Below are 25,578 nucleotides of genomic sequence, written 5' to 3'. Positions count from 1 at the left end.
CTGTTGCTGCCCGGTCTGCTGCTGTTGCTGCTGTTGCTGTTGTTGCTGCTGCTGTGTGTGGGCTCAGCCCTCGGGCGTCCTGGATGGGGCCGACCTTCGCGTTCGCGTCGGCGCGGTCGTCGGCGATGTCGAGGTGACCGGCGCCGCGCGGCCCACGCCTTCATCAGCCAGGCGACGGGGCATCGGAATCCTGCAGCCGCCAGGCGACCACGACCAGCCAGGTCATCCACGCCACGTCCAGGGCGAAGGCCAGCACGATTGCGATCGTCTCCGTTCGCGAGAATCCCACGGAGCCGACCACCCAGCCCTGCACCAGGTAGGTGAGGCCGGAAAGCCCCATCAGGTGGGCTATCGGCCGCGGGATCCAAGCTGTCCGCACGACCGCGGCCGCGAACAGGAGCAAAGCGAGGCCGAGGGCGAAGTTTTGGTAGCTCCTCACCCCCCACTCAAGCCAGCGGATTGCCTCGGCGCTCGCGAAGCGCGCCGCCTTCTCGGCGTCCGGGGCGCCGGCCCACGTGTTCACGGCCTGCTTGAGGGCGACGCCGTCCACCGCCTGTAGGACGCCGTACAGCGCCAGCGTCGTCACCGCCGAAGCGGCACCGAATCGCCCCGCCCATCTCGCCGCTCCAGCCTGAACGTCCAGGGCGAAGAACAGGGCGAGCAGCCCTGCGAGGAAGATCGCCATGCCCGCGAACTGGCCGAGGTGTACGACTGTCCAAATCCCGCTGCCGGCGTACCCGGCGAACACAGCGGGGTGGTTATTTGCGTCCCCGTCGGCGTGGAACTGGGTGACCACGATGTACAGGAGTTGTCCCAGGAGCAGCAGCGTGGCGGACAGACGCAGCGACTTGCGGCGCACCAGGGGTTCGGTGCGCGCGGTGTTGGCGCTGAGGGCGGGAAATGAGCGGGACACGGCAGACCTCCAGGTGGCGTGCGGGATGGACGGTGTCACGGGACGAGGACGTAGCCCTCCTCATCGACGACGGCGGCGGCGATGTCGGCGCGGTCCGCGGGGCCAGAGGCGGTGACAGTGACATGGCCGAACCGATGCAGGTGCTGGACAGCAGGGGGAACTCCTCGAGGTGCTGGTGGTGGTGCGGTCAGGTAGAAGAGTCGGCCCGGGGTGGGTGCGTCTCACCGGGTAAATCGCCAGGTTTTCCGCCGGGGTCGGCCCGCGGTCAGTGACGGTGCGCCCCGTGCCCGTGGCCGGTGACGGCTGCGCTGGGCTTACTGCTGGGGACAGCGAGCGCGGTGAGGACGAACAGGGCGACGCCGGCAGTGGCGGCGAAGGCCCGGCCGTAACTGTCGAACAGCCCGGCTTGCGTGGCGAGGTTGCCGGCGATCGCGGTGAGCCGGGCGACGCCGGGCGCGGCGCCGATCTCGTGGCCGGTCATCATCAGCCCCGAGGCCAGTCCGGAGCTCTCGGCGGGCACGTCGCCCATCGCGGCAACGGCGATGGCGACGAACGTCGGCCCAACGCCGGCGCCGACAAGCAGGAAGCCGGGCAGCACGTCGGCGGGGTCTGGGTGCCGCCGGCGCTGGCAGCCAGCAGCACGCCTGGGCCCATGACGACCAGGCCACCGAGGATCAGGGTGCGGGCGCCGAGGCGACCGAGCTGTGCGCGGCCAGCGCATGGGGCGACCGGTGCCCGCGGGTGGGGGCCGCCGGTTCGGCGGCTGGGTGGGCCGACATGGCTTCTCCTCGGGGGCGGGGTGGTGGTCGGTTACTACGCTCGCCGTCGGCGTGATCACTCACGCCGGTGATTTCACCAGCGCGTTCGATACCGTGGGACTCGTGCTGGCCGGACGGAAACCCGAACGCGCGGCGATCGCCGCCCTGCTCGACGCTGCCCGCACCGGCAACGGCGGCGCGTTGGTGGTGCGCGGCGTCGCAGGGGTCGGCAAGTCGACGCTGCTGGCTGACGCGCTGGCAACCGCGTTGAACCTGCGGGTACTGCGCACCTCCGGCGTGGAGTCCGAATCGCCGCTGGCCTTTGCCGCGCTGCAACGGCTGCTGTGGCCGCTGCGCACCCGAATCGACGCCGTGCCGGCGCCGCAGGCCGCGGCGCTGCGCGCGGCGATGGGTGAGGCCGAGGGCGAGGGCGACCGCTTCCTGGCGTTTCTCGGCACGCTGAGCCTGCTCGCCGACGCTGCCGAACAGGCGCCGCTGCTGGTCGTCGTCGACGACGCGCACTGGCTCGACGACGCGTCGGCAGCTGCGTTGCTGTTCGCCGCCCGCCGCCTGCAGGCCGAGCGCGTGGCGCTGCTGTTTGCCGCCCGCGACGGCGACGCCCGCCGCTTCGACGCCGGGGACCTGCCAACCGTCGTGCTCGGCGGCGTGACCGGTGCCGACGCCGGCGCGCTGCTGTCCGCCCGCGCGGGGACCGACATCGACCCGGCAGTGCGCGACCAGCTGGTCGCAGGCACCGGCGGCAACCCGCTCGCGCTGGTCGAGCTGGCCGGGGTGCTGACCGCCGACCAACTGGCCGGCCGGGCGCCGCTTCCCACCCCGCTGCCGCTGACCGACGGCGTGGAGCGCGCCTTCCTCAACCGCTACCGCCACCTCAACGAGCCCGCGCAGCGGTTCCTGCTGGTCGCCGCGACCGACGACACCGCCCGCCTGACCGTGGTCCGCGACGCCGCCGAGCGCTTCGGCGCCGCTGATTCCGCCCTGGATGCGGTGGAGCGGTCCGCGTTGCTGCGGGTGGACGGCGATGCCATCGCCCTCTACCACCCGCTGGTGCGCTCGGCGGTCTACCGGGCCGCCACCAGCGCGCAGCGCCGCGCAGCGCACCGTGCGCTCGCCGACGTGCTGACCGGCGACCCCGAGCGGCGGGCCTGGCACCTGGCCGCCGCCGCCGACCGGCCCGACGAGGACGTCGTCGCCGCCCTCGACGGGGTTGCCAAGCGCGCCGCGGCCCGCGGTGGCCACGAGGCGGCGGCCGCCGCGTGGGCCCGCGCCGCCGAGCTCACCGCGGGCGGCGAGGCCCGCGGCCGGCGGTTGTACCTGGCCGCGTCCTCGGCCTGGCTGGGCTCGCACCCGTCGCGCGCCTCGGCACTCGCCCAGGCCGCTGCGGCGGACGTGACCGATCCGCTGATATGGGCGCAACTGCTCGCGCTGCAGGGGCAGATCGAGTGGAACACCCATTCGCTGAACGACGGCTACGACCTCATCCTGCAGGCCGCCGAGGCCGCCGCCGCCGTGGACGCGGCGCTGGCGGCTCAGCTGGCGATGCTCGCCGCGTCGCTGGCGGCGTTCGGCGCCCGATCCCCGCGCGTGCTGAACCCGACCGTGCTGAACCCGACCGTGCTGGTGGCCGAGCCCGCGCCGGACGCGCCGACCCGGGTGCGGGCCGCCTGGGCCCTGCTGCACGGGTTCGGTGCAGTCGCCCGCAGCGACTGGGCGGCCGCCACGGAGTCCTTCCGGTGCGCGTTCATCCTCACCGACGCCGACCCGGTCGACGACCACGTGCTGCAGCCCAACCTGGGCATCGCCGCGATGCTGATCGACGATGACGAGCGCGGACTGCGGCTGCACGAGCAGCAGCTGACCGCCGCCCGCCGCGCCGGCGCGCTGAACATGGTCGAGCACGCCCTCACCCGCGGCGTCCACTTCCAGATCGCGACCGGCGCCTGGTCGAAGGCCGCCGGTGCCGCCACCGAGGCGCTGCCGCTGACCACCAGTACCGGCCACCCGGGGCTGACCGCGCTGCCCACCGCGCACCTCGCCCTGGTCGCGGCGCTGCACGGAGACGACGCCGACCGCCACCTGGATAGGGTCACCGAGATCCGGCACAAGCACCCGGTCGGCATTACCGACGGCCTCGTCGCCGACGTGACGCACTGGGCCCGCGGGCTGCGCGCGGCCGCGCAGCCGACGACCGCGCTGCACCACCTCCAGCAGATCAAAGGGCCGGCATGGCGGCGCCTGGCCGCCCTCGACCTGTTCGACGCCGCCGTCCGCGGCGACCGCCCCGACCTCACCCGCACCTGGCTGGCCGAGCTGGAGCAGTTCGCCGCAGGCACCGGTCTGCCGGCCGCGACCGCGGTCGTCGAGCACGGCCGTGCCCTGCTCGCCGGCGACGGCGACGCCGAGACCCACTTCCAGCGGGCGCTCGCCGCGCACGCCGACTCGCCGCGGCTACCCGACCGGGCCCGCACCCACCTGGCCTTCGGCGAGCACCTGCGCCGCGCCCGCCGCCGGGTCGACGCCCGCGAGCACCTGCGCACCGCGCTGGCGCTGTTCGAGGACCTCGGCGCCGCCCCGTGGGTCGAGCGGGCCGCGCAGGAGCTGCGCGCCTCCGGGGAGACCGCCCGCCGCCGCGACGTCACCACCGCCACCGAGCTGACCCCGCAGGAACGCCAGGTCGCCGCCCTGGTCCGGCAGGGCCTGTCGAACCGGGACGCGGCCGCGCAGCTGTTCGTCAGTTCACGCACCGTCGACTTTCACTTGAGAAACTGCTACTCCAAGTTGGGCATCAGCTCCCGCGCCGAGCTCACCGCTCTCCCGCTCGACCTGTGACCGGCATGTCCCTGCACCCGAAGACCGCATCAGTCGCTGTTGCTCACCGCTCCTCGCCCTCGGCAGGCTACTCAGAGCGAGGGTGACGGAGCCGTCCCCCAAGGACGCTGCCCCGGCCGGCGCCGGGTACTCCGGCTGGATCGGGCCGCGCCAGAGCGAAGTCCAGCTCCCCGCCTCCTGCGCCAGGCCCATGGGAGCCAGCGCCCCCAACGTCACCCTGACTCTGAAGGTCGCCCCAGGCGTCACGGAGGCGGCCACCCAGAGCCCAGGAACACCGCCCAGCCGATGATCCAAGCCCCTGCGCCGTAGCGGGCTGTCGGACTTCTTCACCGGCTCAACTCGGCTTTCTTCGAAGCGCGTTACCTCCGACCAGTCGCCGAGATCACCGCCCGCCTCATTCGCGACTGTGAACGCAGATGCACAGCCGTGCCGTTGTGCACTCCCCCAGCGCCCTGACCGTCCCGTCGTCCTTTCTACTGGCAGCCCAGCCCTTTTGATGAATCATTAGAAAGTTCCAGAGATTCGTACCGAACCTCTGGACAGTCACTACGCGGCGCTCTAACGTCTCGGCCCATCGAGACATGCGTTTCGTCGCCATAGCACCGCAGCCGATCAGCGTTCACTCGAACGCCCTTCACCTCACGAGTCTTTCCACGTCTCTCCCCCCATGGCCGGGCCACCGCCCGTCACGAGGCGCTGCGCGATCGCCGTCACAGCGGTCGTCGCTCACGCACCGTGCAGCACCACCGTCGAAACACGGGGAAACCGGCCGGGTCACCGACTCTGCCGCGACCGCAAGCGATCGAGGAGACGCATCACCGTGCACCGCACCCTGAGACGCATGATCACGGGGGTCCTGCTCGTGGCACTGCCCGCGCTGGGCGGTGTGGCCGTCGCGCCCACAGCCCAGGCGCACCCAGGCCACGAACACGCCCTGGACTGGTCGAACTACGAGAAAGTCACCCTGACGAAGGACACCGGCGAGCCGATCGACCTCGCCGTACTGCCTGACAGCCGGGTCCTGCACACCGCCCGCAACGGCGACGTACGACTCACCGACCCCGGCACCGGTGTCACGAAGGTCGTCAATCACGTCGACGTGTACCAGAACTCCGAGATGGGGTTGCAGACGGTCACGCTCGACCCGGACTTCGCCACCAACAAATGGGTCTACCTCTACTACTCGCCGCCGCTGAACACCCCGGCCGGCTCCGCACCGACACAGCTGCCCGCCGGGCAGACGGACGCGTATTGGAAGCAGTGGGAGGGGTACGACACCCTGACCCGCTTCAAGTGGACCGGCGACAAGCTCGACCTCTCCACCGCACAGGAGATCATCCGGGTCGACACCAACCGCGGTCAGTGCTGCCATGTCGCGGGTGACGTGGACTTCGACAGTCATGGCAACCTCTACCTCTCCACCGGCGGCAACACCCCGGCGTCAGGCCCGAACGTCAACGGTTACACGCCGATCAACGACGCGGCCGGCTACAACCCCGGTCTCGACGAGCGCCGCGGCGCGGGCAACACCAACGACCTGCGGGGCAAGATCCTGCGGATCGACGTCCAGGAGGACGGCAGTTACACCATCCCGAAGGGGAACCTCTTCGAGCCGGGCACGGCCAAGACCCGTCCCGAGATCTTCGTGATGGGCCTGCGCAACCCCTTCCGGCTGGCGGTGGACCGCGAGACCGACGCCGTGATGTGGGGCGACTACGGCCCCGACGCCGGAACCGCCGACCCGAACCGCGGGCCGATGGGATACGTCGAGTGGCAGACCACGACCAAGGCCATGAACAGCGGCTGGCCGTTCTGCACGGGTGACAACAGCACGCCCTACCGGGACTTCGACTTCGCCACCCTCACGCCCGGCCCCGCCTTCGACTGCGCGGCGCCGGTCAACGACTCCCGCTGGAACACCGGCCTGACCGAGCTGCCCCCGTCCGTGCCGGCCACTCTCTGGTACGGCGACCGGGACACCGACCAGCCGTGGCCCGAGCTGACCGCCTTCCGCGGTCCCGGCGGTCCGGGCGGCCAGGCCCCGATGGCCGGTCCGGTCTACCACTACGACGCGGACAACCCCTCGCCGGGCAAGTTCCCGGAGTACTGGGACGGCAAGGCGTTCTTCGGGGAGTTCTCCCAGGACTACGTGGCCGCGCTCACGCTCGACGGGCCCGACGGCCCCGTCAGCAAGCTGGAGAACGTCCTGCCCAACAGCGAGCGGTCGCAGAACGGCATCCCGCAGTGGGACAACCCGATGGACCTGGAGTTCGGCCCGGACGGCGCGCTCTACGTCCTCGACTACGGCGACGGCTTCTTCCGACAGAACCCCGACGCGGGTCTCTACCGGATCGACTACGCCGAGGGCAACAAGGCACCCACCGCGGTGATCAAGACCGACAAGTCGTCCGGCCAGGCACCGCTTGAGGTCTCGTTCAGCGCCACCGGCTCCAGCGACCCGGAGAACGGCGAACTCACCTACCAGTGGGACCTCGACGGCGACGGCACCTTCGACGCCACCGGACCCACAGCCACCCGTACGTACCCGGAGAACGGACAGTTCCAGGCCCGGCTCAAGGTCTCCGACCCGCAAGGCAAGTTCGGGCTGTCGAGTCGTCAGATCACCGTGGGCAACACGGCGCCGACGGTACGGATCACCTCGCCGCCCGACGGCGGGTTCTTCAACTGGGGCGACGCCGTGCCGTACGGCATAGCCGTCGAGGACCCGGAGGACGGCACCACGCCGGACTGCGCCAAAGCGGCCTGGACCTTCGGTCTCGGGCACAACCAGCACGGGCACCCGGTCAACAGCGGCACCGGTTGCACGGGCGGCGTCGCGACCCCGGCCGACGCGGGGCACGGTGACACCGAGAACGTCTTCGGAGTCCTTGGGATCACCTATACCGACAAGGGCGCGGGCGGTGTGCCGCCGGCGACCGGTGACGCCCAGGTGGTACTCAACCCGGCGCTGATGCAGGGCGAGCACTACGACTCCGCGGAGGGCGTCACGATCACGGACGACACCACGGCGTCCGGACAGCGCAAGCTGACCTCGTTCGACGCGGGTGACTGGATCGCGTACGACCCGGTGTCGTTCGCCGGGATCAACGGGGTCAAGACCCGCGCCAGTGGCGCCGGCACGCTGGCGCTGCGCTGGGGTTCGGCCGACGCCGAGCCGTTCGCCACGGTGCCGGTGCCGGCCGGAGAGGGCTGGCAGACCGTCACCACCGCTGTGCCGAACGCCCCTTCGGGGACGGGTGAGGTCTTCGTGACCAGCTCCGGCGGTGTCGAGCTGGACTCACTGACCTTCCAGGGCGCGGGCGTCGCGGACAAGACCGCGCCCAAGGTCACCGCCACGCTCAACCCGCCCCAGCCCAATGGTGAGGACGGCTGGTACACCAGCAACGTGTCGCTCACGGTCTCGGCGACCGACAACGGGACGGTCGCCAGTCGTCAGTACTCGGTCGACAACGGGACGACCTGGCAGTCGGCCAACGCGGCCGTCACGCTGTCCAAGGAGGGTGCCACCACCGTCCGTTACCGGGCGACCGACAACGGCGGCAACGTCTCCGAGGTGGGTTCGCTCACCGTACGGATCGACCGCACCGGTCCCACGGTGACGGCCACCGGTCTCGACGCCGACGGCGTCTACGGGGACTCCAAGCGTCCGACGCCGGTCTTCTCGGCGGCGGACGCGGTCTCCGGCGGGGCCACCGCGACGGCCACGCTGGACGGCACGGCCGTCACCACCGGCCAGGCGCTGGAGCTGTGGCGGCTGCCGCTGGGAAGCCATGACCTCACGGTCAGGGCCCGGGACAAGGCCGGCAACACCACCACGAAGACGCTGGCCTTCACCACCCGTACCTCCTACGCGGACATCCGCGCGCTGATCACCCAGCTGCGGGCAGACGGCCTGATCACGGCGCAGGGACAGAAGCGGCTGACCGTACGGCTCGGCCAGGCCGAAAGGCACGCCGACGCGGGCCGCACCAGCCGCGCCGCGGCCGTGCTGGAGTCGTTCGCCGGCTGCACGGCCGACACCGCCCTGGTGCCGGACAGCGCGGCGGGCGCGGCCCTGGCACGGGACGCGCGGGCGCTGAAGCCAGGCGCCACCGGCTGACGCCGGGACTGACAGGGCTGCCCCGCTCTCACCGGCGGGGCAGTTCTGTGCCCGGACTCGACTCCGTCGCGGGGCCTGTTTCCGGGCCATGGCGTCCCTGCCGGGTCGAGTTCCGTCAACAAGGCGGCAACTTTCGACGCTCTGTGAAAAAGTTGCCGGAAGCCGCCCGCGTCCCTGCGATCCTGCCAGCCCGCGGGCACGGATCCTGCCGGGCGGTACGATGCCCGGCCCCCGTACCGCCCGCGTTCCGTCGCCGCGACACCTCCCGAAAGGTGTCCGAAGGCGCCCAGAGGAAGTGAGTCCGTGAACATCCAGTACCGCGTGTTGAGTCTGCTCCGTGAAAACGGCCCGCTGTCCCGCGCTCAACTCGCGGACCGGCTGGAGGTACCGCGCCCGCGGCTGCTCGGCGAACTCGACCGCATGGTCGCCGCCGGGCGGGTCAGCGAGGCGGGCCCCGCCGCGTCGCGCGGCGGGCGGCGCTCCACCCTCATCCAGCTCGACCCCGGCCTGCGGTTCGCCGCCGTCGATCTGGGCGCCAGCTCCGTCGACATCGAGATCACCGACGGCGCGCTCACGCCGGTGGCCTCCTGCTCCGAACCCGCCGACATCCGCTCCGGGCCGGTCGCCGTACTTGGCCGCATCAGCGAACTCCTGCGCACGATGGCTGACCAGGGGCACTACACGCGGCTCAACGCCATCGGCATCGGCCTGCCGGGGCCGGTCAGCTTCCGGGAGGGCGTACCCGTCTCGCCGCCCATCATGGTGGGCTGGAACCGCTTTCCCGTACGCGACACCCTCGCCCGCGCGCACGGCTGCCCCGTCGTCGTGGACAACGACGTCAACGTAATGTCCCTCGGGGAGCGGCACAGCGGGGTCGCGAAGACCGTCGACCATCTGCTCTTCGTGAAGATCGGCAGCGGTATCGGCTCCGGCATGCAGCACCACGGCCGTATCTACCGGGGCGCGGAGGGGTGCGCCGGGGACATCGGGCACGTTCAGGTGGAGGCCGAGGCAGCCGGGCCCGTCTGCTCCTGCGGGAACACCGGCTGTCTGGAGGCGTACTTCGGCGGGGTGGCCCTGGCCAGGGACGCCACGGAGGCCGCGAAGTCCGGCCAGTCGCCGGCACTCGCCGAACGGCTCGCCGAGCGGGGGGTGTTGACCGCCCTGGATGTCGCGGAGTGCGCGTCCGGCGGCGACAACACGAGCGTCAACCTCGTCCGGGCCGGCGGCCACCGGGTCGGGCAGGTCCTCGCCACCCTGGTCAGCTTCATGAACCCTTCGATGATCGTGATCGGCGGCGGTCTGACCGGGCTCGGCTATCCGCTGCTCGCCGAGATCCGCAGCGTCGTGTACAAACGCTCGCTTCCCCTCGCCACGGGCAATCTGCCGATCGTCATGTCCGAACTCGGGCCCCGCGCGGGGGTCGTGGGCGCGGCGTTCCTCGCGAGCGAACTCGCGTACAGCGAGGAGTCCTGACATGGATCAGCCCGTCCGGCGATTGGATGCTCCTCAGCGCTACCAGGTCAGCCTCCTGGTTACGGCGTAGGCGTCCGCAGCTGTCCGCATCGAGGCCGGAAACAATCGACCAATAACTTGGTGGGCGGCCCCCAGGTGAGGCCGCCCACCAGGCCGCGCGGTGCGGGATAAGCCCGATAGGCTCACCAGCGCCTGCGGTTAGGGTCCGTACATGCACCCGGTCAACATCACAGGCCCCCGGCTTCAACTCCGAGAACTCCACAGCCGCGACGTGGACGCTCTCCACGCCATCCAGGGCGACGCCGATGTCACGCGGCACATGAAGCTCGAACCACGCACTCGTGAAGAGGTCGAGCATGCCATCTCCTGCTCGATCACCTCCGCGGGCGCGGAACCCCGCAACATCTATATGCTCGCCGTGGTTTGCTCGGAGGAACGGCAACTGATCGGCTACGCCGACCTGGACTTGGACCCGTTCGCCGAGAAGGCCGCCACAATCGGCTTCATGCTCCGCCCCGACATCTGGGGCAGAGGGCTGGGTACCGAGGTGGTACACCTGCTGTGCGCCCTCGGCTTCCACCACCTCGGCCTGCACCGCATTTGGGCCACTCGGTCCCCACTCAACGCCGCCTCCGGAAAGACGCTGTTGAAGGCCGGGATGACCGAGGACGGACGGATTCGGGACCATGTCTTCGTCGACGGAGCCTGGCGAGACTCCATCACTTACTCAGTCCTGAACCATGAGTGGCAGGCGCCCGAGGGAATCTGCGTCTCCACGTGCAGCTGATCACGGCCACAGCAGCCGGTTCATCTGCCGGTCGGTGAGGAGGTCTCGGCGGGGGCCCGAGGGTGAAGTGGGTAAGGGGCGGCCCTGCACAGGGCGGGACGGGCCGCCGAGCTCGGGGTGGTCCCAGGCACGTTCAAGGGCGTCGGTGACGCGGTGGGCGTATGCAGTGTCGTTTCGGCGGTGAAGTCGCTGCACCATATGGGTGAGTTCGTGGCTCCAGGGCTGTCGCAGACGTATGCGGACTGCGTAAATCCGGGGTTGTGATCAAGAACCTCGTGTGGCGCGGCCTGCCCGCGCTCGTCCTCGCAGCCCTGCCCGTCCTGGCCTCCGTTCCTGCCGCTGACGCCGTGGAGAGCAGCCGTACCGTCCAGCGCTCGCAGCCCCGAAAGGCCCTGCGGAGCGACTCCCATTTCTACGCACCCGCCACCCTCGGCAAGAACCAGGCGTGGACCTCCGGCAGCGGCCGTACTGTCCTGCGTGTTCAGAGCGACGGCAACGTCGTCGTCTACAAGGACAACCGTCCCGCCTGGCAGGCCCCGAACGTCTACCCCAACGCCGACCACCTCGTCATGCAGGCGGACGGCAACTTCGTCATCTACAACAGGGCCGGCCAGGCCATCTGGGCCGCCGGAACCTGGCACAAGGGTCGCTACCTCGCCGTCCAGGACGACGGCAACGTCGTCGTCTACAACAACGCCAACCGGCCCGTTTGGGCCACCAACACCGGCGACTGAGCGACATTCCCGTATACGGGCAAGGGCCCGGACACGCCGACGCGCGCAGGTGAATGATCGAAGCTCGAGCGGGGAGAAGACAGAAAATGAGTACGCGTAGAAAATTCCTCGGCTCAGCTACCGCATTCGGTGCCATGGCGTTTCTCGGCGGCACTCAGGCCGCATCTGCGGACGAGGGCAATCCGGGACCGGACGCGGCAGCCCTGGAACTCCGGGCCCGCAACGCGATCTTCGCGGTCGATACCGACACGCAGAAGAATTACGACGCGCTCCGGGCCGAGTTGATCAAGCAACTCGGCCCGGTCATCGTCGTTCAGAATGACGACCGGGGTGGCCTGTACACCCTCATCCACAACGGAGAGCAGGAGTCGTTGCACCCTGTCTCCGAAATCTTCGGGCTGGCCAAGTCGATCGCCCACGCTCCGCTGGGCATCTACTCGATCATCGCGCCGTACCTGAGCCGCCAGATCCCGAACCTCCCCAACTCCGCCTATCTCGACCAGCACGACGTGGACATGGTGGCGTTCAAGGGGTCCGGAACGAACGACTGGGTCAGCCCACTTCAGGCTTTCGGCACCACCTTGACCACCGCCCGACAGCAGCTCCACAACGCGAACATGCCGCAGGAGCTGAAAGCGTCGAGCACTCAGATCCTCAACGCCGCGCTCAGGTTCATCAACGAGTCCGGGCAGCGCGGTTCCTTTGACATGAAGTCGTTCGAGAACGTCACGGGCGGCTTGAACAACGCTATCGGTACCAACGTGAGGTATGCGACCCAGGCGCAGATCGACGGCGTGGAAGATCTCATGAAGCGGTGGCGGGACAGGGTCGGCAAGGAGGACTGGCCCGGCCTGTACATCGTCGTTCTGTCGATCTGGACGACGTCCGCCCCGAACCAGAACTCGTTGATCGTCAAGCAGTTCATGGACCCCGCGAAGGCGGACTCGCACCTGATCGACCTGCCGACGGCCCAACTGCCCGGCGACCCGGTCTTCGTCGCCCTCGACAACTTGGCCCGGATCGTGCAGGACAACGTCGCAGCGGAGATGGTGTTCCCCGTTGACCGGAAACTGGCGGACGCGTTGAAGGGGCCCGAGGATCTGCTCGCGCAGGAGATCCTGCACCAGCTCGCCTGCCCCTACCAGAGCAAGACCGCAGCGAAGAAGGCCGCGGGCGCGGCCTCGTAAACCCGGCCCGACCACGCGAGCGCCTGGTGCCGGATGAGTTGCGGGAGCTGTTCGAGCGGGTGGTTCCGCCCGCTCCGACACGGCCGCAAGGTGGTGGCCGGCGGCGTAATGGCGACCTGGAACTGCTGGCGGCGATCACCTTCGTGGCCACCTCGGGCGCCCGCTCGACATCGCCGGGGAGGAAGCCGTCCGGATCATCGCATCCCTGCCGGTGCCGGGAGCCGTGCCGCCACGCGGAAGCCGCCTTCGGGGCGGGGCCCGGCAGTGAACTGGGTCATCGCCATGGCCGTCGTGCACCGCCGCGACGGGTGAGCGACGGCGCCAATGGCTGTTCCGTTGTTCCTACCGACGCCACTTCCATCGGATGCGAAGAGGCGGCACCGTCCTGGAGGCGGCCCAGGACCGTATGGCAGCGGTCCCGCCAAGCTCCGGCTCGGGGAGTCCGCGCCAGGGTGCCTGGGCTGGGCCGCCGCGGGGCTCGGGTCCTGTGTCGGGCAGAAAAGTCGAGATGCACCGCCGTCAGGAGCCGGCAGCTGAGACATGGCGAACCAACTCGGCGGCCAGGCGACGCATGACCGCGCGGTTGGCGCGCTGCATCGTGGCCCGGACGACGGGTGCGAGCAGGCGGTCGGCGAGAGGGGCGCGCACCCAGGCGTACGTGAACGAGACGCGGCTCCCACCGCTTCGCAGCGGTTCGATGGTGTAGACGCCGTGGGCCAGGCGCCCGCCGGCCGCACTGACATTGCGTTCGACGATGCGCCGCGGTGCGTCGGCCTCGACGACCTCGATGGTGACGTCGGTCTTCGTGCCGCCCAGTGCGGCGGTGACCGTGGCGCACGACCCGACGCCGCGGCCGGGGCCGCTGTAGCGCCAGTCGGTCAGGTAGTGGTCGGTGAATCGCTCGTGGTGAGCCATGACATCGAGGAAGTCGTAGACCTGCTCCGGCGCCTGTGGCACGTCAATCGACACGGTGACAGACTTCATGTACCACACGGTACATGCGCCATGTACCAATGAGTACACTCGCGATGTGGTGAATACGGACGACGTGCATCCAGAGAGCGCCGCGCACGGCACGGACGGGGGCCGGCGCGCCCAACTGGTGGACGCGGCCGTCGACCACGTCGCAGCACACGGCATTGCGGACCTGAGCTTGCGCCGCCTGGGCGCCGCGATCGGCGTCAGTCACCGCATGCTGATCCATTACTTCGGCTCCAAGGAACAGCTGCTCGTCGAGATCGTCAGGACGTCGGAGCGGCGCCAGCGTGATCTGCTGTCCCGACTCCGGCTGGAGCCCGGTCTCTCGCCGGCCAATGTCGCGCGGCGACTGTGGCAGCAGTTGACGGACCCTGGGCTGGCCGGTCAGGAGCGGCTCTTCTTCGAGATCTACGGGCACGCGCTGCGGGGCCGCCTCGAGGCCGCTCTTGTCCTCGAAGGGCTCGTGACGGACTGGCTGGAGCCGCTCATGGCCGCCGAGATGGCCGCAGGGGCGGATCCTGCCGCGGCCCGGAACCGCGCCAGGCTGGGGCTTGCCACCGTCCGCGGTCTGTTGCTTGACCTACTCGCCACCGGTGACCGCGCCGGCGTCGATGCGGCGATGGAGGAGTTTCTCCGGCTGTATTACGGCTCGGAGTGACGGAGTCGCCGATCAGGCCGAGCCGCTGGGTCATACGACGTACCACCGTTCGAACAACGGTAGCCGAGATGGACGTGCGCGGCTTCACAGGCTTCCTGAGGCAGATTTGAGCGTCTGGAGAACCCGACAGCTGGCCGGAGAGCTCCAAGACCGTCATCACGATCGCCCACCGAACTGCCAGTTGTGCACCTCAATGTCGGCGTACCGGTCCGGGGTCAGGATGGCGCGTGCCGTGTCCGGGTCCGGCGCCCGGACCAACGCCGCCGTGCCCAGCCAGGTGGCGCCATTGTCGGACAGCAGCGGCCCGTAGGCGATCAGCTCCTCCCGATCGGGCGGCACCGCGAGGTCGGCGGCCTGCCCCGCGCCGAGGCCGAGCACCAGGTACCGGTTGCCACCGGTCCGGCCGCCGGGGAAGTCCCACATGGTGCGCCCCAGCGTGTTGCGCCACCGTCGCAGCAGCACGTCCCGGTAGACGCCGGCCTGGTAGTTCGGCTCGTCGAAGGCGAACGCGCGGGCAGCGGTGGGATCGGGCAGTTCGACGATGTGCACGCTTCCGGTGGGTGTGTCGTCGTCGGCGAGGGTCGGGCCCCGGGCGATCATCTCCTTCGCGTACTGGTCCATATAGGCCCAATGCTCTGCCAGCAGCTCGTCGCGCAGCGGCAGGGAGTCGGACCGGTCGCGGTGGTAACAGAGGAACTCCATGCCCAAGGATCTCGTCACGGAGGTAACCAGGTCGAGCGGGTTTCACTGCGATGGCTGCTCGGCGGCCTGTTCCAGCAGGGCCCGTGCGGAGTCTGCGTCGCGCGTGGCGGTCTTGGGCTGGGCGGTTGCTGCTGGTCAGCGATGCGGGGTCCACCTGAGTGGCGGGTGATTGCAAGAGCGGCAGCGTCGACCTGGAGGCGGCCGTCAGGATTGTGGATGGCCGCCGCGTCGCCGATCAGTTCTTCTCCGCCGAGGTTCTGCCAGCCGTACCAGCCGTTGTTGAGTGCGGTCATCCAGATGCTGCTCTGCTCATTCCCGTAGTTGACAAACACCTTGAGTCGCCCCCTGTGGCAACCGTGCCCGTCGGGCGGACGCCAGCGCGGCGGCCCGCAGCTGAGAGGCCTTCGGGCGGGACTCAGCTCATGGCCTCTCGGTGATACGGGCCATGAGCCGGGCCCGCCAGGCCCAGACCATGAGGCGGCTGTCCGTCAGAACACGACCCTGGCCCGGCGGACGGCCGCGAGGGCCTCCTGGGCACCGGAGGCGAGCTCCAGGGCGACCTCGCCGTCGCGGCCGGACAGTGCACGCATGTACGCCACGGCGTCGGCGCCGACAACCCCCGCCGGTTCGCCCGAGCCCAGCAGCCAAGTACCGCCCGCGGGGCCGCTGAGCTTCAGGAGGACCGGTGCGTCGGACCAGGCCAGCGCCAGGTCGCGGACCGCCTGCTCGACGATGTGCCGGTCGTGCTCCCCGAGTGCGACCGGCTGTTCCGTGGCCCGTGCCAGGTCGATGCGGTGCATCCACAGGTCGCGTACGTAGATCACATCGAGCAGGTAGGCGATGGACATCCGGGGTTCCCCGGGGATCCCGCTGTCCACCGTGACCCGCCGCATCGGACCGGGCCTCCGCCTGCGGGCGCGTACGGCGCGGGGCCACAGCAGTGCGAACTGCTCCACCAGCGCCGGACCGGCCTCAAAGGCATGGTCGTCGATCTGCACGGCCATGTGGGCGTCGAGCGTGATCTTGTCGGGGTAGCGGCGCGGCCCCACGAGCTGGCGGCGCAGCATCGTACGGAGACGGATGTTGTCCTCGCACTGGCCGACGAGGTGGGAGACGAGGGTGCGCACGTCCCACTCACCGCAGTCGGTGGGGAGCGACCAGTCGCCGTTGCCCAGGCCCTTGAGCAGGGCGAACGTTGCCCGGCCCTCGGCCTCGGCGATCTCAGCAGACCGGTCGCGGCCGGTCTGCGGCAGGTGTGCGGCTGCCACGAAGGATGTAGTCATCGGCCTCGCCCTCCTCGGGGGCATAGAAGCGGAAGAACATGTCCAGTGCCGTCTGTGCGAGCCGGGTGAAACGGCCCTCCCCGGCCGATGGAGACGGTTCGTTGGAGAGCTGCTGGCTGATCACACCGGACGTCAGCACCGTGTAGAGGGCAACGCCTTCCTCGCTTGCGGCCGCAGGCGCCAACTGCCCGGCGTCCACGGCTGCTTGAAGTGCCGCGCGCAGGGCCTCCAACTGTCGCACGGCGGGCTCGAATGCCCGGGGCGAGGGTTCAAAACCTGGCACTGGCCGCCAGTAGAGGAGCTGCGCGAGCACCGGGTTGGCCATCACCCAGGTGACGGTGGCCTCCTGGCCCGCGGTGATGGCACTCCGCGGATCCTCGGAGAGCCTGACGAGGTACGGATCCAGCACCTCGACCGCCTGCCGCATCCCGCGTTCGAACAGCGCGTCGTAGACGGCCATCTTCGACGGGAAGTACTGGTACAGGGACGGCGGACGCATGCCCACCCGCCGCGCGACCTCCGCGAGGCTGAGGGCCGCCACGCCTTCCTCGGCCATGACCTCGACCGCAACGTCGAGGATCTCCTGCACGGTCTCATTGCGACGGCGGAGTCTGCGATCCTCCCTCATACCATGAAGAAAGCCTCATACCAGTAGGGAAGTCAACACCCTGTCGGGTAACGAACGTTGGAGACTTCGTCGGCCCTCCTCCAGCGAAACCGTGTGCCCAGCCCGGCAGGCGCTCGGTCCGCTACCTCGGGCTGTTCCTGGGGGACCCGCTGGACGTGCCGTGGCCGTGAGTACCTGGCTGAACACCTGGGCGTGGAAGTCGCCTCGCGCGTGAAGCGGTACACCGAGCGGCAGAAGACGGCGTACGAGTATGCGTGGGAGATCCGGGACGCCTACGGCTACCAAGGACGAAGACGTCGCCCGGCTCTCCCCACTCAAGGACCGCCACATCAACTTTTATCTGGACGAATTTCCGTGTGCGGGACCGGCTCGACTTCACCTGCACCCTGATCGAGACCAGATCCGACGCCTGCCGCCTCCAGGCCACCGAGGCCGAGCACCGGGACCGCGAGCCGGGAGACCAGGCCGCTCTCCCCGGTGTATTTCGGTCGTGACGTCCAGCGGTCGCAGACCTGACCGATCCACGACGTCACGCTGATCCTCGAGGCGGACAGTCAGGTCGGGCCAGTGCTCGGACCACCGCGCCAGGTCACCCGAGGTCAACGACCACCCCGAACGCAGGGTTTCGTCTGGCAGGAAGCGGACGCAGGTCCCCGTGGTCCCGTCGGCCTCGACCGGCTCCAGATCGGTCACCGGGACGCCGTGCTCATAGCGCTGGCTCCAGGATCCGTTGAGACGGCGGTTGGTATGAATCAGCCACTCGCTAAGCGCTGCGACGACGGACATGCCGCGACGCGGATGTCCGTCCGGAAGCCATTCCGCCTCCGGGAGTTCGAAGAACCGCAGGTCCTTCGTGGCCATGACCGGCTTCTTCACCACCCGGCCATGCTCGTCGACCCGAGTGTCGGTGCCCCGTCCGTCATCCTTCACCGACATGGAGCCGTCTATATGCAGCGTGACCACACACCCTCCGCCGCCCCGGCTCGCTGCCTCATCAGCGGCATAAGCAAGGACCTCAAGAACAAGGTGTCCCGACCCGTCCGGAGCGAACTGTGTTGGTTCCTGGCGGATCTGACCGAGATGGTCCGCGTCCACGATGCCAGCCCAATCGTGCGTGGTGTTGACCCAAGAGGCCCTTGATCCATCCATCCGACAAGTATCCGTCTGGGCTCTCGTTCAGGCTGCCGAAATCAACCGCTCAGCAGCGATCGTCAGAGCCGGACTCGGCGCCCTTCAGTGGCCAAGTTCGAGTTCGGTCTTGAACAAGTTGGTCTTGAGCCAGTTCAGGGTGTCCTTGCCGATCCTGCTGGCGAGAAGTTCCTCCGCAGCCGGGCCCGCGATCCGCCCGCCGGCGGCGATGACCTTCTCGTACTGCTCCTTCAGGACGGGATCGCTGATGTGGGAGTACGTGGCCGACATCTGCGCGTTTCGGTGCCCGAGGACTGCCATGATGGTCTGGATCTGGGCTCCGCCCTCGGCGAGCTGACACGAAGCACGGCGTCGGGACCTCCGTGCTCTCTCAGCTGGCGTGAAGGATCCGAAAGCGATCGGGTTCCGCCGGATCTCGATCAACGACTTGGACCGGCGTCCAAGCCCATTGCCACACGCTGATGCCCGGCGTGCGGGAGAACCGGATTTTCCCGCGGGTGCCTTCGACGACAACACGCGGCCAGGACTCGGCGATGCGCGCCCGGTCCGCGCCGTGACAACGCAGCACATCGGCGAGGACGGCGACCGTGTCGTAGCCCTCGAAGGCGACGAAGGAGGGCGCTTCGGCCAACCGCTCCCGGAGGGCCGCCTCGACCCGCGCACCGAGCGGGCTGGGGCTCTCGGGCAGGTAGCGCAAGAACGGGATCGCGGCGCCGTCGCCGCCCAACAACGCCGCCCATTCGGCGAACTCTGGCTGCCCGGCCGGAGCACCAATCATGATCTCGGCGAGGCGCTGGTCACGGCGGACGGACTTGACGATCGACACTGCCGGCTCCGGGTGGCCGGCCAGAAGAAGGAGGGCCGTCGCGCGATTGTCGACGAGCTCGTCGCACACGCCCGCGGGGGAGAGCGTGCGCATGTCGAGTTCGATGACGGTGCCGCCGCGTGGAGCGAGGTGGTCCCGCAGAATACGGGCCCCGGATGCCCAGTAGACACTCGAATCGGCTGCCACGGCGATTCGGCTGTGGCCCGCGCCGAGGAGGAAGTCCGCGTAGATCTGCCAGCCGTGGGACTGCGCCGGGGCGAGGCGCGCGACCCATTCCGTCGGCTGTTCGGTGAGCCCGTCGAGAACCGCCGACGAGCAGAGGAACGGCAGGCCGAGGGCGTCGGCCCTGGCGGCCGCGGCGCGAGCGACGACGCTGTGATACTCCCCCGCCACGGCAGCCACGCCCAGGTGAGCCAATTCGTCCACGGCCGCGGCGGCCGTCTGTGGATCTGCCGCAGTGTCCCGGACCACCAGCTCGAGTGGCCTTCCGATGATCCCGCCGGCGTCATTGACCTCGCGAACGGCCAACTCGAGGCCGGCGAGCAGGTGTCGGCCCGCCTCGACCCAGCCGGGCCGAGTCAGCGGAACGAGAGCGCCGATCCGGACGCACGATCCGTCGGTCCGCTCCGCTCCAGGTGACGACGGTGGCGTATTCATGCGGTGGCCTCTCCCGTGTGACGATTCGGTTGCCGTTGTCCCCGGTCACAGAGTGGCAATGCCCGGTAAGTACGCGTTCATCTCATCTCACCGTGACGGGCGCACCCGCGTGACCATGCCGGACATTGCATCCACCACCATCGCCGACAGGCAACCGATTATTTGTTCTCTGAGCTGCCAGGCTTCAAGAAACCTTGGCAGGCTCAAGCGGTTAGCGCATCACCGCTGTTCAGGAGGTCAGCGTAGAACTCTGCCGGCGTCTGGTAGCCGTGGGTCCTGCGCAGGCGGTGGTTGAGTTCGTGGGCGATGGCGTCCAGGTCGACCTGGCTGAACGTCCGGAGGTCTGCGCCCTTGGGGAGGTACTGCCGTAGCAGCCGGTTGGTATCTCGTTGGTGCCTCGCTGCCACGGGCTGCGTGGTTTACAGAGGCAGATCGGCATGCCGGTGCGGGTGGTGCTGGCCTGGTGCTCGGCCATCTCGCGACCCCGGTCCGGCCTCACAGCTCGCGTTTGCCTCTGCCCCAGGGGCAGGGGCGACGATGGGCCCATGCGAGATCTGATGATCATCGGGGAGTTCGCCGCGCGCACCCGACTGAGCCACAAGGCGCTTCGGCTCTATGCGGACAAGGACTTGTTGAAACCTGCCTATGTCGACCCCCGCACCCGCGTCCGCTACTACCAGTCCGCGCAGTTAGAGAAGGCCCGACTGATCACACTCATGAGGACCATCGGGATGCCGCTCTCCCTCATCGGGCCAGTCCTGTCAGCAGCGGGCGGGCAAGCAGCAGAGCTGGTCGCCGACTACTGGCGGTGCCGTGATCGCGAGCACCATGCCCGCCAACCCCTCGCAGTCCACATCCAGAACACACTGAAGGGAAAGACAGCAGCCATGTATGTGATCGCCGAACGCGAAGTCTGTCAGCAGAAAGTCGTCTTCGTGCAGCAGCATGTGACGGCAGAACGCCTGGAGACTTTCCTCGCTGAGGCCACGGAACAGCTGTTCACGTACCTCCGCAAAGCAGGCGCGGAACTGTCTGGGCCAGTGTTCGCCGTCTATCACGGGCTCGTTGACCAGGACGGCGACGGCCCGGTCGAAGTGTGCGCGCCAACGGATTCCCCGGTCCAGCCCACCGGGCGCATCGGAGTGCGCTTGGAGCCGGCGCACCGGCAGGCGTTCACCGAGCTGCGCAAAGGGCAAAGCGAGTACCCGACAGTGGCGGGGGCCTTCGCTGCATTGGCCTCATGGCTCGACGGACGGGGGCTGCAGCCGACCGCCTCTGCGCGCGAGATCTACTACCCGAACTGGGCCGATGCGGATGCGGACGAGCACGTCATGGACATCGCCGTGCCCTTCCAAGCCCTCACGAACTCCTGAAAGAGCGATGGACGTTCGGAACTGGTTCCAACAAGGATGGCAATTCACCGCGGGTACCTGCCCCGCACGGAAGGGCATACGGCCGCTGCCCTGCACTCCGGCCCGGGCCGCCGTTGACCGGTTCCCGCACCACGCGCACATCGCCCAGACCGAGGGCTCCTCGTTCCGGCGGCTGTGTGCGGGAGTGGTCAGGGAGCGGCCTTGATCTTCTTCATGGTCAGGTGGGATTCGGTCCGCAGGACGCCGGGGAGGCCGGTGAGCTTGCCGGTGAGGAAGGTCTCGTAGGCGGCGTGGTCGGCGACCGCGACACGGAGGAAGTAGTCCGGGCGGCCGAAGAGGCGGCAGAACTCGATGACCTCCTCGTAGGAGGCCACGGTCTCTTCGAACGCCTCGACGGTCTTGCGGTCGGTGGCATACACCTCAACGTCAACGAGGACCTCCAGGCCGCGTCCCACGGCCGCCGGGTCGACGACCGCGCGATAGCCGGAGACGACTCCCGCCTCCTCCAGCCGTTTGACCCGGCGCAGGCACGGCGGCGGAGTGAGGCCCACCCGCTTGGCCAGCTCGACGTTGGTCAGCCGGCCGTCCCGCTCAAGGTGAAACAAAATGTCGCGATCAATGGCATCCAGCTGAACTTCATTGCCCATGAACTCATCTTAGGGTCACTATGAGCAACCATATAAGGTCCATTTCGTCCTAAAATTTCGGCATGGGAATACCTCCTGCCGTTGTCGGCGGTCCCGTCCGGTCCGCTGCTTCCGCCTCCTCTCCCCCGGCGCCGTCCGAGGCCCGGGCCGCGTTCAAGGACTCCGCCTCCGTGGGCCTGGGACTGGTCCCGCTGGGCCTGGCCTTCGGTCTACTCGTCACACAGTCCGGTCTCCACTGGTGGTGGGCCACCGTGTTTACCACCCTGATCTATGCCGGATCGTTCGAGTTCCTCCTGATCGGCCTGGTCATCGCCGTCGCGCCCCTGACGACCGTCGCTCTGACCGCGATCCTGGTGAACATCCGGCACCTCTTCTACGCGCTGTCCTTCCCCCTGCACCGCGTGAAGGGCCGCCTGGCCAGGGGCTACAGCACGTTCGCCCTTACCGATGAGGCGTACGCTCTGACCACGGGCGAGCGGGCCCGCTCCTGGTCGGGCCGGCGGATCCTGCGGCTTCAGCTGTTCATGCACCTGTACTGGGCCGGGGGTGCCACCGCCGGCGCGCTGCTCGGCTCTCTCCTTCCCAACGGTGTCACCGGCTTGGACTTCGCCCTGACCGCGCTGTTCGCCGTTCTCGCGCTCGATGCTCTCCGGGATCGCCGTGGCGACCTGCCGACGCCGGTCCTGGCCTTGCTGGCGGCTCTGGCGGCCCGGCTTGTCCTCCCCGGGCAGATGCTCCTGGCGGCCTTCGTCCTCTTCACCGCCGGGCTTCTGGCCCGCTACGTCTCCACCGGCAGGAAGTCGCACCATGCCTGACGCTCCCTACCTCATCACCGCGGTCACTGTTTCCGCCGCCGTCACATGGGCCCTGCGCGCCGTACCCTTCGCCGCTCTCGCCCCGCTGCGGTCCAGCAAGACCATCGAGTACCTCAGCACCCGCATGCCGGCCGGCGTCATGGTCATCCTTCTCGTCTACTGCCTGCGGGACCTTCCACTGACCGAATCACGCGCGCTTGCCCCCCTGGCAGCCCTGACCGTCACCGTCGGACTGCATATCTGGCGCCGCAACGCCCTGCTGAGCATCCTCGGGGGCACCGCCGTGCACGTCCTCCTCGCCAGCATGGTCTTCGTTCACTGAGCCACGACCATCTGCCTCGACTCGGCTGCGCATCGACCCGCCTGTCGGGGCCACGTCGGCACGCACCGCCGCCGCGGCCGGCAGGCGGCGGTGACGGCCTGGTGGGCGCCGACGGCGTTGTCGAGGTCGGCGTTGTCGGACAGGACGACCTCGGTGATCCAGTCGACGCCCCACGGCGCGTAGGCGCGGATCGCGGCAGCCGGGTCGCCGGTGTCCAGGCGACGGCGTGGGACACGACGGCCGAGTCGACGCGGTCGTGCAGGCCGCTGATCCGTCTCACGCGATGGTGCCGCCCGGCTCGGTGTGTTCCGGCCCGTCCTGTTCCTGATCACTCTTCATGAGGTGATGCGGGGCAGAGGGCGGCCGTGATCAGTGCGAAGGCCGCGGGTGAGGCGTCTGCGCCCCAGTCGGTCCAGGACAGGGTGATCACACCCGGCAGCCACTGCTGCACGGTGTCGGACAACCGCAGCCGGCCCTCGCCCACCAGCTGAAGCACCACAGTGGCGGTGAACGTTTGGGTGACGCTTCCCGCACAGAAGCGTCCATTGACGGGCGTGGGCCGGCGACTGTTCATCGTGGCTGTGCCGCTGGTGCCACGCCATACCGCGCTGCCCTGCCGGACCTCGGCTACCGCGCAGACCGCGCCGGTCGCCACCACCCGGTCCAGCGCCGCCTGCAGCTCCACACGGTCCGGTGCCGCACCGGCCGGCGCCGCGACCACGCTCCCTGCCGTGGGAACCAGCGTGCCCACCACCAGGGCAGCCACTGTCCCGAGTTTTAACTGATCGTTTCAGAATGAAGTTCGGAGTCTTCTCAAGCAGACGATGCTGCGGGCGAGTTGGAGTAGGCCGAGGTGGAGGGCGGCTCGTATCTCGTAGCGGATCCGGAGCCGCTTGAACTGGTGGAGCCATGCGAAGGTCCGCTCGACGACCCAGCGGGTCTTTCCCAGGCCGGAGCCGTGGGCTGTGCCCTTGTGGGCGATCCTCGGTGTGACGCCGCGGGCCCGGAGAAGGCGGCGGTACTTGTCGTAGTCGTAGCCGCGGTCGGCGAACAGCCGACCCGGCCGGTGCCTCGGCCGCCCGCGCGTCCCGCGGATTCGGGGTATCGCGTCCAGCAGTGGCATCAACTGGGTGACGTCGTGACGATTTCCGCTGGTCAGCGAGACGGACAAGGGGGTGCCGTGCCGGTCGACGATCAGGTGGTGTTTGCTGCCCGGACGCGCGCGGTCGACCGGCGAAGGTCCGGTGTGAGCCCCCCTTTGAGGGCACGGACATGAGAGCCGTCGACTGACGCGTCGTCCATGTCCAGCAGGCCCGCGGCCCGCAGCTCGGCCAGCAGTACCTCGTGCAGTTGCGGCCGGACACCGGCCTCGGTCCAGTCCCGCAGTCGGCGCCAGGCCGTCACACCGCTGCAGCCGAACTGTTCAGCCGGAACGTCCCGCCAGCTCACGCTCTTGCACAGCACGTAAACGATGCCCCGCAACGGCCTGGCACCCGTTTCGCGGCGTCCCGGCCAGTCGCGGAGGCGGGACCCCTGCAGCCGCGTGGACACTCTGCGCGTCCAGCACCACCAGGGTCGGGGCCTCTAATCGGCGGGCTTTCTCGCGGACCTGGCAGCTGCGGACCAGCAGATTGCGCTCGCACCCACACCATCAAGCGACGACACCACCTCTCAAAGACTCACGCACCGACCTCTGCGAAGCGCCTCGCATAACATGCCGGTTTCGAGAGGACCTTCGCACATGGCGACCTGTAAAAACGTGATCGCACCCGGGTTGTGATCTTCAGGGCTCTACGGCGCCGAAGCTTCACCGCTGTCTGACGTGCCGTGGGCCGACCGGGCCCGCCGGGTCTTGATGTCGCGGAAGGAGTACGTCGCGACGGTCAGGACAGTCACCAGGTAGTAGAGCGGCATGCTGTCGGAGTAAAAGACGCCGCGCTCGCGCAACCGAGCGTTCACCAGGAGGCCGACGGCGGTGAGGATCGCTGCCGCGTACCCTGCCTCGGGAACGCGACGTGAGCGCCGCCGTCAACACCAGGGTGACCACTAGGACGAGCAGATCGGTCTCCCGCTGCCGAGGCACCACGATCCGCACTCCCCTGGACTTGTCTCAACCACACCTGAACGGCGCAGGCCGTAGAGAGCCCGGTACTCGAAGACAGGTACGCAGGGTGCGGCGAGCGGCACGGACAACCCGGCCCGTGGCACCACCGGCACCGCGCTCCGTGCCGACTCGACAGACACCCGCCGGGACCCGGATCACACGGCTTCAGCCGTCCGAGCCCGCCCACCACGACGCACGGGACAGCAGCGAACACTAAGATGGCAAAGCCGATGTACGGGGCACCGGGTACCCGCCGCGCACCCGTACCACCGCCCCGAACGGGCACTCGCCCACAGGCGCCCCCACGCCGGAAACCCCGGCCCGATTCCGACGGGCCGGGGTTTCCTTATGCCGCAAGCGGCTCTGTCAGTACTCGCCCTCGTCGCCCCGGTCGCCCCGGTCGCCCCGCTCGTCCTCGTCGAACCGGTCGAAGTGGTCGCGGACCACGCGGAAGCTGCCGACGACGCCGTTGCGGACCTTCACGCCGCCGCGGATGTGCTTACGGGTGAAGACATTGTTGCTGGTGCTCCAGGGACCGACCGTCGCGACCGGGGAACCGTTGTCGCAGGTCGCACCCTGGAAGAACTCAACGGTCCGGCGGCTGTCGTTAC

General features: G+C 69.1%; 24 protein-coding genes and 3 pseudogenes. 13 read left to right on the top strand and 14 right to left on the bottom strand.

The window, feature by feature from the left end; all coding sequences use genetic code 11:
• Positions 1-163: 163 nt before the first annotated feature.
• Complete coding sequence (locus AB0915_RS28875) at positions 164-913, bottom strand: DUF4386 family protein (protein ID WP_366693867.1); 750 nt, start codon at positions 911-913, stop codon at positions 164-166.
• Positions 914-1,178: 265 nt separating this feature from the next.
• Positions 1,179-1,511: a hypothetical protein gene (locus AB0915_RS28870; protein ID WP_366693866.1), complete on the bottom strand. Its 333-nt coding sequence runs from the start codon at positions 1,509-1,511 to the stop codon at positions 1,179-1,181.
• A 232-nt stretch (positions 1,512-1,743) separates the two neighbouring features.
• Between AB0915_RS28870 and AB0915_RS28865 the strand changes: the two genes are divergently transcribed.
• From AB0915_RS28865 to AB0915_RS28835, 7 genes and pseudogenes are all read left to right on the top strand, one after another.
• The gene (locus tag AB0915_RS28865; RefSeq protein ID WP_366693865.1) at positions 1,744-4,521 is read left to right on the top strand and encodes a LuxR family transcriptional regulator; all 2,778 of its coding nucleotides are present in this window, start codon (positions 1,744-1,746) and stop codon (positions 4,519-4,521) included.
• Positions 4,522-5,362: 841 nt separating this feature from the next.
• Positions 5,363-8,641, top strand: coding sequence for a PQQ-dependent sugar dehydrogenase (locus AB0915_RS28860; protein WP_366693864.1), 3,279 nt, complete (start codon positions 5,363-5,365; stop codon positions 8,639-8,641).
• A 303-nt stretch (positions 8,642-8,944) separates the two neighbouring features.
• Positions 8,945-10,117 (top strand): ROK family transcriptional regulator, encoded by a 1,173-nt coding sequence (locus tag AB0915_RS28855; protein ID WP_366693863.1) that lies wholly within the window; start codon positions 8,945-8,947, stop codon positions 10,115-10,117.
• Positions 10,118-10,328: 211 nt separating this feature from the next.
• A complete protein-coding gene (locus AB0915_RS28850) occupies positions 10,329-10,904 on the top strand; it encodes a GNAT family protein (protein WP_366693862.1) in 576 nt (191 codons plus the stop codon).
• A 260-nt stretch (positions 10,905-11,164) separates the two neighbouring features.
• Positions 11,165-11,638 carry a hypothetical protein gene (locus AB0915_RS28845; protein ID WP_366693861.1) on the top strand — a complete coding sequence of 158 codons (474 nt, stop codon included), beginning with the start codon at positions 11,165-11,167 and terminating at the stop codon, positions 11,636-11,638.
• 86 nt (positions 11,639-11,724) lie between these two features.
• Entirely contained in the window at positions 11,725-12,825 is a 1,101-nt protein-coding gene (locus AB0915_RS28840; RefSeq protein WP_366693860.1) for a hypothetical protein, read from the top strand.
• Positions 12,826-12,848: 23 nt separating this feature from the next.
• A pseudogene (locus AB0915_RS28835) lies at positions 12,849-12,983 on the top strand (IS5/IS1182 family transposase); the annotation flags it as partial.
• Between the two features lie 361 nt (positions 12,984-13,344).
• On the opposite strand, the gene AB0915_RS28830 reads toward AB0915_RS28835, so the two are convergent.
• Positions 13,345-13,809 (bottom strand): SRPBCC family protein, encoded by a 465-nt coding sequence (locus tag AB0915_RS28830; protein ID WP_366693859.1) that lies wholly within the window; start codon positions 13,807-13,809, stop codon positions 13,345-13,347.
• Positions 13,810-13,855: 46 nt separating this feature from the next.
• Here AB0915_RS28830 and AB0915_RS28825 point away from each other — a divergent pair, with 46 nt between their 5' ends.
• Positions 13,856-14,461, top strand: coding sequence for a TetR/AcrR family transcriptional regulator (locus AB0915_RS28825; protein WP_366693858.1), 606 nt, complete (start codon positions 13,856-13,858; stop codon positions 14,459-14,461).
• Positions 14,462-14,617: 156 nt separating this feature from the next.
• Here AB0915_RS28825 and AB0915_RS28820 read toward each other — a convergent pair whose 3' ends face one another.
• The 3 genes from AB0915_RS28820 to AB0915_RS28810 form a co-directional block, all read right to left on the bottom strand.
• Positions 14,618-15,163: a YciI family protein gene (locus AB0915_RS28820; protein ID WP_366693870.1), complete on the bottom strand. Its 546-nt coding sequence runs from the start codon at positions 15,161-15,163 to the stop codon at positions 14,618-14,620.
• 488 nt (positions 15,164-15,651) lie between these two features.
• Positions 15,652-16,446 (bottom strand): maleylpyruvate isomerase family mycothiol-dependent enzyme, encoded by a 795-nt coding sequence (locus AB0915_RS28815; protein WP_366693857.1) that lies wholly within the window; start codon positions 16,444-16,446, stop codon positions 15,652-15,654.
• Positions 16,385-17,074, bottom strand: a complete 690-nt coding sequence (locus AB0915_RS28810; protein ID WP_366693856.1) for a TetR/AcrR family transcriptional regulator — start codon at positions 17,072-17,074, stop codon at positions 16,385-16,387. Before AB0915_RS28810 ends, AB0915_RS28815 begins: the two co-directional genes overlap by 62 nt.
• A gap of 113 nt (positions 17,075-17,187) precedes the next feature.
• On the opposite strand from AB0915_RS28810, the pseudogene AB0915_RS28805 reads away from it, so the two are divergent.
• Both AB0915_RS28805 and AB0915_RS28800 read left to right on the top strand, forming a co-directional pair.
• Positions 17,188-17,356: pseudogene (locus AB0915_RS28805) on the top strand (DUF4158 domain-containing protein); the annotation flags it as partial.
• Between the two features lie 74 nt (positions 17,357-17,430).
• Positions 17,431-17,568 carry a hypothetical protein gene (locus AB0915_RS28800; protein WP_366693855.1) on the top strand — a complete coding sequence of 46 codons (138 nt, stop codon included), beginning with the start codon at positions 17,431-17,433 and terminating at the stop codon, positions 17,566-17,568.
• A gap of 739 nt (positions 17,569-18,307) precedes the next feature.
• Here AB0915_RS28800 and AB0915_RS28795 read toward each other — a convergent pair.
• The 3 genes from AB0915_RS28795 to AB0915_RS28785 form a co-directional block, all read right to left on the bottom strand.
• Positions 18,308-18,523, bottom strand: a complete 216-nt coding sequence (locus AB0915_RS28795; protein WP_366693854.1) for a hypothetical protein — start codon at positions 18,521-18,523, stop codon at positions 18,308-18,310.
• Positions 18,524-18,593: 70 nt separating this feature from the next.
• Positions 18,594-19,706 carry an ABC transporter substrate-binding protein gene (locus tag AB0915_RS28790; protein WP_366693853.1) on the bottom strand — a complete coding sequence of 371 codons (1,113 nt, stop codon included), beginning with the start codon at positions 19,704-19,706 and terminating at the stop codon, positions 18,594-18,596.
• A 203-nt stretch (positions 19,707-19,909) separates the two neighbouring features.
• A complete protein-coding gene (locus AB0915_RS28785) occupies positions 19,910-20,113 on the bottom strand; it encodes a hypothetical protein (RefSeq protein ID WP_366693852.1) in 204 nt (67 codons plus the stop codon).
• Between the two features lie 138 nt (positions 20,114-20,251).
• On the opposite strand from AB0915_RS28785, the gene AB0915_RS28780 reads away from it, so the two are divergent.
• Positions 20,252-21,079, top strand: coding sequence for a MerR family transcriptional regulator (locus AB0915_RS28780; RefSeq protein ID WP_366693851.1), 828 nt, complete (start codon positions 20,252-20,254; stop codon positions 21,077-21,079).
• A gap of 188 nt (positions 21,080-21,267) precedes the next feature.
• Here AB0915_RS28780 and AB0915_RS28775 read toward each other — a convergent pair whose 3' ends face one another.
• Positions 21,268-21,726 (bottom strand): Lrp/AsnC family transcriptional regulator, encoded by a 459-nt coding sequence (locus AB0915_RS28775; RefSeq protein ID WP_366693850.1) that lies wholly within the window; start codon positions 21,724-21,726, stop codon positions 21,268-21,270.
• 170 nt (positions 21,727-21,896) lie between these two features.
• Between AB0915_RS28775 and AB0915_RS28770 the strand changes: the two genes are divergently transcribed.
• Positions 21,897-22,541, top strand: a complete 645-nt coding sequence (locus tag AB0915_RS28770; protein ID WP_366693869.1) for an AzlC family ABC transporter permease — start codon at positions 21,897-21,899, stop codon at positions 22,539-22,541.
• A complete protein-coding gene (locus AB0915_RS28765; protein ID WP_366693849.1) occupies positions 22,534-22,863 on the top strand; it encodes an AzlD domain-containing protein in 330 nt (109 codons plus the stop codon). Before AB0915_RS28770 ends, AB0915_RS28765 begins: the two co-directional genes overlap by 8 nt.
• Positions 22,864-23,191: 328 nt before the next feature.
• Here the strand turns inward: AB0915_RS28765 and AB0915_RS28760 are convergent, their stop codons facing one another.
• From AB0915_RS28760 to AB0915_RS28745, 4 genes and pseudogenes are all read right to left on the bottom strand, one after another.
• Positions 23,192-23,629, bottom strand: coding sequence for a serine hydrolase domain-containing protein (locus tag AB0915_RS28760; protein WP_366693848.1), 438 nt, complete (start codon positions 23,627-23,629; stop codon positions 23,192-23,194).
• A 24-nt stretch (positions 23,630-23,653) separates the two neighbouring features.
• A protein-coding gene (locus AB0915_RS28755) for an IS5 family transposase (RefSeq protein WP_366693868.1) occupies positions 23,654-24,402 on the bottom strand; the annotation gives its coding sequence in 2 pieces (ribosomal slippage) (positions 23,654-24,123 and positions 24,123-24,402; 750 coding nt in all).
• Positions 24,403-24,654: 252 nt separating this feature from the next.
• On the bottom strand, positions 24,655-24,777 hold the full coding sequence (locus AB0915_RS28750) for a hypothetical protein (protein ID WP_366693847.1): 123 nt from the start codon (positions 24,775-24,777) through the stop codon (positions 24,655-24,657).
• A 556-nt stretch (positions 24,778-25,333) separates the two neighbouring features.
• Positions 25,334-25,578 (bottom strand): annotated as a pseudogene (locus AB0915_RS28745) (hypothetical protein); the annotation flags it as partial.

Source organism: Streptomyces sp. NPDC048411 (assembly GCF_040704695.1).
In the GTDB taxonomy this organism is placed as follows: domain Bacteria; phylum Actinomycetota; class Actinomycetes; order Streptomycetales; family Streptomycetaceae; genus Streptomyces.
Note: the sequence above shows the minus strand (reverse complement) of the source record. Positions and strands in the feature narration are given on the sequence as shown.